This window comes from Microcoleus sp. CAWBG58 (genome assembly GCF_020883045.1).
GTDB lineage: Bacteria > Cyanobacteriota > Cyanobacteriia > Cyanobacteriales > Microcoleaceae > Microcoleus.
Genome location: NZ_JAHRFA010000150.1, coordinates 1 through 8,075 on the forward strand (window position 1 = coordinate 1; position 8,075 = coordinate 8,075).

8 protein-coding genes and 2 pseudogenes are annotated in these 8,075 nt (G+C 47.5%); 4 read left to right on the plus strand and 6 right to left on the minus strand.

Translation table 11 applies throughout. The features are described 5' to 3' along the window. The 3 genes and pseudogenes from QZ918_RS32440 to QZ918_RS32450 form a co-directional block, all read right to left on the minus strand. Positions 1-147: pseudogene (locus QZ918_RS32440) on the minus strand (IS1 family transposase); the annotation flags it as partial. A 105-nt stretch (positions 148-252) separates the two neighbouring features. Continuing rightward, positions 253-465 (minus strand): annotated as a pseudogene (locus QZ918_RS32445) (IS1/IS1595 family N-terminal zinc-binding domain-containing protein); the annotation flags it as partial. 83 nt (positions 466-548) lie between these two features. Then, entirely contained in the window at positions 549-803 is a 255-nt protein-coding gene (locus QZ918_RS32450) for a gamma-aminobutyric acid A receptor, epsilon-like protein (protein WP_293343055.1), read from the minus strand. A gap of 465 nt (positions 804-1,268) precedes the next feature. Between QZ918_RS32450 and QZ918_RS32455 the strand changes: the two genes are divergently transcribed. Beyond that, complete coding sequence (locus QZ918_RS32455; protein WP_293343058.1) at positions 1,269-2,813, plus strand: aminotransferase class I/II-fold pyridoxal phosphate-dependent enzyme; 1,545 nt, start codon at positions 1,269-1,271, stop codon at positions 2,811-2,813. Between the two features lie 3 nt (positions 2,814-2,816). On the opposite strand, the gene QZ918_RS32460 is transcribed toward QZ918_RS32455, so the two are convergent. After that, positions 2,817-2,984 (minus strand): hypothetical protein, encoded by a 168-nt coding sequence (locus tag QZ918_RS32460; RefSeq protein WP_293343061.1) that lies wholly within the window; start codon positions 2,982-2,984, stop codon positions 2,817-2,819. Positions 2,985-2,997: 13 nt separating this feature from the next. Here QZ918_RS32460 and cbiT point away from each other — a divergent pair, with 13 nt between their 5' ends. After that, positions 2,998-3,591, plus strand: coding sequence for a precorrin-6Y C5,15-methyltransferase subunit CbiT (gene cbiT, locus QZ918_RS32465; RefSeq protein WP_293343064.1), 594 nt, complete (start codon positions 2,998-3,000; stop codon positions 3,589-3,591). 605 nt (positions 3,592-4,196) lie between these two features. On the opposite strand, the gene QZ918_RS32470 is transcribed toward cbiT, so the two are convergent. Continuing rightward, positions 4,197-4,343 carry a hypothetical protein gene (locus QZ918_RS32470; protein WP_293147746.1) on the minus strand — a complete coding sequence of 49 codons (147 nt, stop codon included), beginning with the start codon at positions 4,341-4,343 and terminating at the stop codon, positions 4,197-4,199. Between the two features lie 3 nt (positions 4,344-4,346). On the opposite strand from QZ918_RS32470, the gene QZ918_RS32475 reads away from it, so the two are divergent. Continuing rightward, entirely contained in the window at positions 4,347-5,279 is a 933-nt protein-coding gene (locus QZ918_RS32475; protein ID WP_293147748.1) for a phosphatidate cytidylyltransferase, read from the plus strand. Positions 5,280-5,423: 144 nt separating this feature from the next. Then, positions 5,424-6,668, plus strand: coding sequence for an RNA-guided endonuclease InsQ/TnpB family protein (locus tag QZ918_RS32480; protein ID WP_293343067.1), 1,245 nt, complete (start codon positions 5,424-5,426; stop codon positions 6,666-6,668). Between the two features lie 201 nt (positions 6,669-6,869). On the opposite strand, the gene QZ918_RS32485 is transcribed toward QZ918_RS32480, so the two are convergent. Beyond that, positions 6,870-7,661 carry an LmeA family phospholipid-binding protein gene (locus QZ918_RS32485; protein ID WP_293343070.1) on the minus strand — a complete coding sequence of 264 codons (792 nt, stop codon included), beginning with the start codon at positions 7,659-7,661 and terminating at the stop codon, positions 6,870-6,872. Positions 7,662-8,075: the final 414 nt, after the last annotated feature.

Sequence of the window (8,075 nt, forward strand, 5' to 3'; positions counted from 1 at the left end):
ACCGCCGTCCACAGCCAGGTTTTATTTTTTTTTGAACCGACAAATGTTTGTAATTCATCTAATTCTCCAACCGAAGGAGTCGTTTCTCTCCTCGTAACAATTTGGCAAGAGTTCTCCAGCTTGTTTTACCCAAGTAATAATTGTAGTATAGCCTTTTTCAAAAAGATGAGGTATGACTGAGAACTTACATAACCATCCAGACTAGAGGGCCCAAGCCCAACAACGTCCGCGAATCTTTCTGAGAACCGCTATATGATGTACATTTTTGACTCTTTCAATGGCTCGAAAACCCATGCCATTAACATACATTTTTAGACATTCGTGTTTCACTTCTTCCGAATATCCTCTTTGAAGTTGATAATAGTTTATAAATTGTCTTTTACATCTGACGCAAATATAATTCTGCTTGCCTTTTTTGTGACCATTTTTATTGATATGAGTTGACTGACATTCCGGGCATTGCATAATATTTCTCTTAAATGTGTGTGATTTGTGATGCTCCGACGACTATTTTATCATACCAAGGTTCAGCAACGCCAAACATTATTTTAGATTGGTTCAGGGATTGTCTGAGGAATAGGCCCCGGAACTGTTTGAGGAATCGGATAAGGTACAGTTTCCGGCACCGGTTCAGGAATTGGCTGCGGAATTGGCGCAGGTACCGGTTCTGTTACGGGGCTGGGAATCGGTTCGGGTACGGGCCCAGGGCCAGGCATCGGTGGCGATGAAGGAATCCCCGGCAGCCCGGGTTCAGTACCGGGAATTTGCGGGCCTGGAAGCGGATCGGGAGTGGGATAAATCATGTTAGTGTTTAGCTCAGCTAATAGAGATGTTAAAAAAACAATTGGTCACCAATTCCAGTTATCTTTTAAAACAAAAACAACCGATTTGTGGTATTGGTTAATTAGAGTTGACAGACTTGAAAAATACCTTAAAATTATCTGCGTATATTTGCGCCTATCTGTCTTCATCTGCGGTTGAACTCTCAATCAAATATGTAGGAGCGAGTCTATTATATTAAAATTAAAACAGCGCCTAACACATCTATCTAAATAGCGAAACCCAACTGTTATGTTCGCCGAAAATTATGCCTTGAGTATTAGGGAATATCCCAAGCCAGATCCAGTGAGTCATCCCCAGTCTAAAATCTAAAATGATATAGCGGTTCTCAAAAAAGAGACGTATGGCCTATGCCCTATGCCCTATGCCCAATTCCCAATTCCCAATTCCCATGAGTACCTCATCTTTCTGAGAAAGGCTATATAAGTGTGTCAGTACCAAACCCTCAACAACAAACTCCCCTATTAGATGCGCTGCGCGATCGCACAAATCACCATCACAGCCCATTCTACGCCCCCGGACACAAACGCGGACAAGGCATTTCTCAACCGTTAGTTGACTTATTCGGGGCCGCAGTATTTCGATCGGACTTACCGGAATTACCAGAATTAGACAATCTCTTCAACCCAGAGGGCGTAATTGCCGAAGCTCAAAATTTAGCTGCTGAGGCTTTTGGCGCCGAACATACTCGGTTTTTAGCAAACGGTTCGACTTGTGGAATTATCGCCGCCCTTCTCGCGACTTGCGGCCCGGGAGATAAAATTATCTTGCCTCGAAACATCCATCAATCGGCAATTTCTGGTTTGATTTTATCCGGCGCAATTCCCATTTTTGTCAATCCAGAGTACAACTCGGATTGGGATATTGCCAACAGCATCACGCCAGAAGCCGCAGCAGCAGCCCTAGCACAACATTCCGACGCGAAAGCAGTAATGGTCGTCTACCCAACCTATCACGGCGTTTGCGGAGATTTGCGGGCGATCGCCAAAATTACCCATCAATACAACATCCCCTTATTAGTAGACGAAGCCCACGGCGCCCATTTTAACTTCCATCCCAACTTGCCAGAACCGGCCCTATCAGCAGGGGCAGATTTAACAGTACAATCAATCCACAAAACCCTCGGTGCAATGACTCAAGCATCGATGTTGCACGTCAAGGGCGATCGCATAAATATCCAAAAATTGAATAGGGCATTGCAGCTAGTACAATCCACCAGTCCCAGCTACTTATTATTAGCATCATTAGACGCCGCCCGCCAACAAATCGCCATCCACGGGAAGGAGTTAATGATGCAAACTTTAGATTTAGCAGCAAAAGCGCGATCGCACATTAGTCAAATTCCCGGCTTATCAGTTTTAGAACCGTTAAATACGCCAGGTTTTGTCGATTTAGATCGAACCAGGCTAACAGTAAAAGTATCAGACTTGGGAATTACAGGATTTGCGGCTGATGAAATTCTACACTCCGAACTCGGAGTTACCGCAGAATTGCCAATGCCTCAACATCTAACATTTATTATCAGCTTGGGAAATACAGCATCAGATATTGACAATCTGGTTAAAGGTTTCCAGAATTTAACTCACAATTTAGGAGGCGGGCGCGGGGACGACGCCGGTACAACCGGGGGCAGGCAAGATGCCCACCCCACAAGAAAATTCACTCTTTGTGGAACAGGCATCTTGCCTGTTCTTGAGAATGGTGCAAGATCTCTGTTAGGATTTCCCACTCCCTCTGTCTCCCCCCGCGAGGCCTTTTTTTCCCCAGCGGAAACCGTAGCAATAGACAAAGCGGTCGATCGACTCAGCGCCGAACTCATCTGTCCCTACCCGCCAGGAATACCCGTCCTGATGCCCGGTGAAATCATTACCCCACAAGCCCTTGACTACCTGCAACACATCCTTGCAGCCAGCGGAAAAATCACAGGTTGCAGCGATCCAAGCCTCCAAACTATCAAGATTGTGCGAAAGTAAACATTAAGGCTTGGGGGATAGCGGGAAATGAGGGATAGTAAGAAATGGGAAAAATCTTCCCTCTTCCTTCTTCCCTCTTCCCTCTTCCCTCTTCCCTCTTCCCTCTTCCCTTTTCCCTTTTCCCTTTTCCCTTTTCTCTCTTCCTTCTTCCTTCTTCCTTCTTCCTTCCATTAAAAATACAACTATGCTTTGGCCCTACGTCACTCCTGGTATCCCAGACGATTTATTTGAACGTTTACCGGGAATTCCCATGAGTAAGCGAGAAGTCCGACTGCTGTTACTCTCCCACCTGCGGCTGCAAGCAGATTCAGTGGTGTGGGACATCGGTGCAGGTACTGGTACCATCGCCGTAGAAACAGGTTTGCTGTGCCCCAAAGGTCGCATTATTGCCGTAGAAAGGGACGAAGAAGTCGCCAGCTTGATTCGCCGAAATTGCGATCGATTCGGGATCGAAAACGTACAAGTCATCGAAGGTAGCGCCCCTGAATGCCTCGAAAACCTCCCCGAACACCCCCACCGAGTCTGCATCGAAGGAGGGCGCCCGATTAAAATGATTCTCAAGGAAGTCTGGCGACACTTGCTACCGCAGGGTCGAGTTGTCGCCACAGCATCGAATTTAGAGAATCTTTACGCCCTTTCCGAAAGCTTCGCCGAGTTGCAAGTCCGCAACATCGAGGTAGTCCAGTCCGCCGTCAACCGCTTGGAGACTCGCGGCCTGAGTCAAACCTTTGCGGCCGTCAATCCCATCTTTATTCTCAGCGGTGAAAAGTTGGATTAGAAGGAAGAAGGAAGAAGGAAGAAGGAAGAAGGAAGAGGGAAGAGGGAAGAAGCTATTCCAATACCCTCTTTGGCCGATGCCCGATGCCCAATGCCCCATGCCCCATTCCCGATTCCCAAATGTAATTCTTAACCTTTTTTAAGTCCCGTTAACCTTCATAATAAAAAGGGCGAGCATAGCTGGATAGACCGCCTGACTTGAGATATTTCGATAACCGATGGGGGATGTGGGTTGGCAGTGCAAGGTAAGAACTCGTCTCGTGACGCTCCCACACCAACCGTAAACGGTATGTTGTGGGCATCTGAGTCCTGTTAAGGATATCGAGATCTTCCTTCGAGGTACTCCAATGGTTTCCCTCTACGGCGTTTTAGAGTGAGGAACACGTCCAGCCCCACTTTGAACAAGTACAAATCGAAATCGAAACGTATGTTCAACCTATTTCGCACAAAGTTTTACGTAGACCGCGATTCAGGTCTACAACCCCATACCTTGTTGTCATGGTTCAGATGTCCTAATTTTACCACGGTCGTTGATTGCACAAAAGATTGGCGTTTCCTCGTCGAGGCTAATCTCTCACTCAACTGCGTTTCGTATTGTTCAAAGCCTCAACTCGTCAACGCCCTGGCTTTCATCCACGCGCGAAACGCTTCGTTTGGTGTGGGGATTCCCGCCGAACTAGCTAACACAATCGAAAATCCCAAATCCCAAATCCCAAATCGAATCACCCACAGCCATCTGCAAGAGAAATTCATTTTATGCCTTGGTCTCGTATCCTGAGTGGAATAGTTGCGATCGTCCTTGCTTTGGGAATGATTATTATGGGGGGATGGTACTTCACCCTCGGCTTTGGCGTCATCGTCTACCTAGGTCAATTGGAATATTTTCAATTAGCCCGGGCTAAAGGCATTGCACCCGCTGCCAAAACTACCTTAGTTGTCAGTCAAGCCCTGCTAATTACTGCCGCCTTGGCCCCGCAACTCGTAGACGCTATGTTCCCCCTCGCCGGAACCTTAATCTGTTTCTACCTGTTATTTCAACCTAAATTATCGACGATCGCCGATATTGCCTCCTCAATTTTAGGATTGTTCTACGGCGGTTATTTGCCCAGCTATTGGGTACGGCTGCGAGTCGGCCTCGATCCAGCCAATCTCGCTACCACCCAATTTTCGCAAGTAGTAGCAAGCAATTTGCCTGTTAATATTTACTCGTCCCAGTCTTGGACAAGTTCCAGCAACATATCTCTAGGATTGACTTCGCTGCTGCTGGCTTTCCTCTGCATCTGGGCCGCTGACATTGGCGCTTATTTTGTCGGCAAATTCTTCGGCCGCACTAGCCTCTCCCACATCAGCCCGAAAAAAACTGTTGAGGGTGCCGTATTTGGAGTTTGCGGCAGTATCGCCGTGGCCGCCGCCGGGTCTTGGTATTTACAATGGCCGGGGTGGCCGTATACTGGGGCAGCTTTTGGTCTGTTGATTGGCGTTGCTAGCTTGTTGGGAGATTTAACTGAGTCGATGATGAAACGAGACGCCGGTGTGAAGGATTCCGGGCAGTTGATCCCCGGTCACGGCGGCATTCTCGATCGCACTGACAGTTATGTTTTTACTGCACCCTTAGTCTACTATTTTGTGACTTTGCTATTGCCCGCGATCGACTCTTTTTTAACTAATGGTGGGTTCGGGAGGCTGTAAGTCCCGCGCTCTACCTGTACCTAGGTGAGCGTCGGGATACACGGACATCCCGCGCTCCTACGACGGGGTTCGATACCCCTGACTCGATCATTTAAGTAATACCGCAAGTCTACTTAAATATGCTATCATAAGGGCATGTTTACGATGAATTACCAGTACCGCGTTTACCCATCACAGCCGCAAGAACTCCGCATGGGGTCTTGGCTTGAGATCTGTCGTGGCGTTTATAACTACGCTTTGGGTGAGCGGAAAGACTGGATCAAGTCTCGGAAGTGCGACATCAATTCTTGCTCTTTGGTGTCTGAGTACATTATTGGTGCTGAGGTTCCTTATCCTGATTACTACAAGCAGCAAAATGCGCTGACAGCAATCAAAGCTAAGTTGCCCCATCTCAAAGATGTTCAGTCTCAGGTAATTCAAGAACCATTGAGGCGGGTTGATGCTGCTTTTGTGGCAATGAAAGCGCGGGGGTATGGATTCCCTCGGTTCAAGAAGTTTGGTCAATACCGTTCGTTCTTGTTCCCTCAATTCAAAGACAGTCCGGTCAATGGGAGCAAAATCAAGCTTCCCAAGATTGGGGAGATGACCATTGTTTTGCATCGTCAAATTCCCGACGGATTTGAGGTCAAAACGGTTCGGGTTATTCGTAAACATTCCGGTTGGTATGTCACCCTTTGTCTTCAGTGCGATGTCACCGTTCCTGATGTGCCACCTCATGGCAATGCAATCGGGATTGATGTGGGGCTGAGTTATTTTCTGTCTACCAGTGATGGCGAACAAGTCGCTAGGCCGCGTTTCTTTGACAAACTGCATCGCAAGCTGGAATTGCTGCAACGCTGTTTGAAGCGGAAACAGAAACGGTCTAACACTCGATCTAAGCTGATTCAGAAAATAGGCAAGGTTCACGAACAAATTGCTGAGAGTCGATTGGATTGGCAGTTCAAGCTTGCTCATCATCTTTGCAACCGTGCGGGCATGATTTTTGTCGAAGATTTGGATTTCCGAATCATGGCAAAAGGCATGTTGGGGAAACATACTCTGGATGCAGGGTTGGGTCAATTTGTGAATCAAGTGCTGCCGTGGGTTTGTTTCAAGCGCGGTGTTTACTATGGCAAGGTTGACCCGAAGGGCACGTCTCAAACTTGCCCTGACTGCGGAGCCAAGGTGAAAAAGGATCTGAGTGTGCGGATTCATGACTGTCATGAGTGTGGGTCGGTCAAGCCAAGAGATGTTGCAGCAGGTCAAGTGATTTGCGCCCGTGGTCTATCGGGTGTTGAAATTGCGAGTGGAGCCGAGGTATCGGGGGCATTGGAAACAGTGTCTAGACAACTGGCGATGAAGCTCGAAGATTCCAAGAGCGATCTTGGGAAGCCCGCACTGTATGCGTAGCATCAGCGTCGGGAGGATGTCACTTAGTCGGTAATTGGGAATTGGGCATAGGGCATAGGGCATAGGGCATAGGGCATAGGGCATAGGGCATAGGAATTTGGAGGCAGAGCCTCCGGGTATGTGTTCCCAGGCTCTTCCTGGGAACAAGGTTACAGCCAACAGACAACAGTCAACAGTCAACAGTCAACAGTCAACAGCTAACTAAGGCAAAACTCTAATTCCACCCCGACAAACAATCTCCCCCAAACTCAAAATCAACTCATCAATTGCAACTTCCTCTCCGAAATCAATTTTAAAATCATTGAAATCACTACTCTTTAATTCTCCATCGACTTCGATTTCTGGTGATTCAAACATCAATTCGCGACCGCTAGCAATCCGCAAACCAGTCCGCAATACAACAGGAATTTGCGTACCCCCAGCGCACAAAATAGTCGCCGCCAGCGTCAACTTCCCCGCCTCAATTTTTATCTGAGAATCTTGCAATTTCAGAGATTTTTCGCTATCCGTCAGCGGTAACATTGGCAGCAAAAATTCACTCAAAGCATCCGCCAGCAAAGGCGCTTTTAGAGACGCATTCAAATCCGCTTGATTGAGCCTCAAAACGCCCGTCACGGGAACGGATTCGAGGAGGCGCAGCGGTTTGCCTTTGAGAGCTTGACCTAGGTTGATGCGAATGCCACAGCCCTCTAGAGCAACCTCTGTTAGGTGTAATCCTTTATACACTGCACCGCGAGCGGCTGCCGTTACTTTGGGGATCGTACCGCTGAAAATTTGTCGATCGCTCCCCTCAATTTTCACCTTCAAGTCGTCAACTTGCTGAACTTGCGATCGCAGCAATAACTGCACCGCCGGAGACAGCACCGAACTTGCGATCCGGCTGCCTTGGCTCGGCGGCGGTGTCCCCCCTTCCTCGTCGAGGTTGGCAGTCCCACCAGAGCTGGCAGCGGTAGCTATATTGTCAAATAAAAGAGAGTGGCGATCGACTGTCATAAACAATTTGAAAATTACAAACCTTAATATTCAAACACAAAAATTTAACTATTAACGATCGCATCCCGTCTCACAAACCCGGTTGCTGCACAGATATATCGCCATCAAGCTTTGATTTTCCGTTATAACTCGGTTGTTGACACTCTCAGGTCTTTCATACGCTGAGATTCTGCGGACAAAGTAGGCTTGGGTAATACCCAAAGTCTAACTCTCGCTACGGTCGTCAAAACCCGTCTACCCAGTTGGTCAAGGTTTACACCTAACTTACTGGCTACTTTTCTCAGAATAATAGGACTTACGCATTGACAAAAACTATCATCTATGTATTCTAGACGATACCATCACTGAATCGGTTTGCCAAAATATGCTCACGTATAACTGAAGTGAATAAATTCCTTTGGACTTCATACCAGT

What these genes read in the sequence shown, in the direction of transcription:
- QZ918_RS32450 (WP_293343055.1), bottom strand. Translation starts at nt 803, where the DNA reads ATGATTTATCCCACTCCCGATCCGCTTCCAGGCCCGCAAATTCCCGGT.
- QZ918_RS32460 (WP_293343061.1), bottom strand. Translation starts at nt 2,984, where the DNA reads ATGGAAGGAAGAAGGAAGAAGGAAGAAGGAAGAGAGAAAAGGGAAAAG.
- cbiT (WP_293343064.1), top strand. Translation starts at nt 2,998, where the DNA reads ATGCTTTGGCCCTACGTCACTCCTGGTATCCCAGACGATTTATTTGAA.
- QZ918_RS32470 (WP_293147746.1), bottom strand. Translation starts at nt 4,343, where the DNA reads ATGAATTTCTCTTGCAGATGGCTGTGGGTGATTCGATTTGGGATTTGG.
- QZ918_RS32475 (WP_293147748.1), top strand. Translation starts at nt 4,347, where the DNA reads ATGCCTTGGTCTCGTATCCTGAGTGGAATAGTTGCGATCGTCCTTGCT.
- QZ918_RS32480 (WP_293343067.1), top strand. Translation starts at nt 5,424, where the DNA reads ATGAATTACCAGTACCGCGTTTACCCATCACAGCCGCAAGAACTCCGC.
- QZ918_RS32485 (WP_293343070.1), bottom strand. Translation starts at nt 7,661, where the DNA reads ATGACAGTCGATCGCCACTCTCTTTTATTTGACAATATAGCTACCGCT.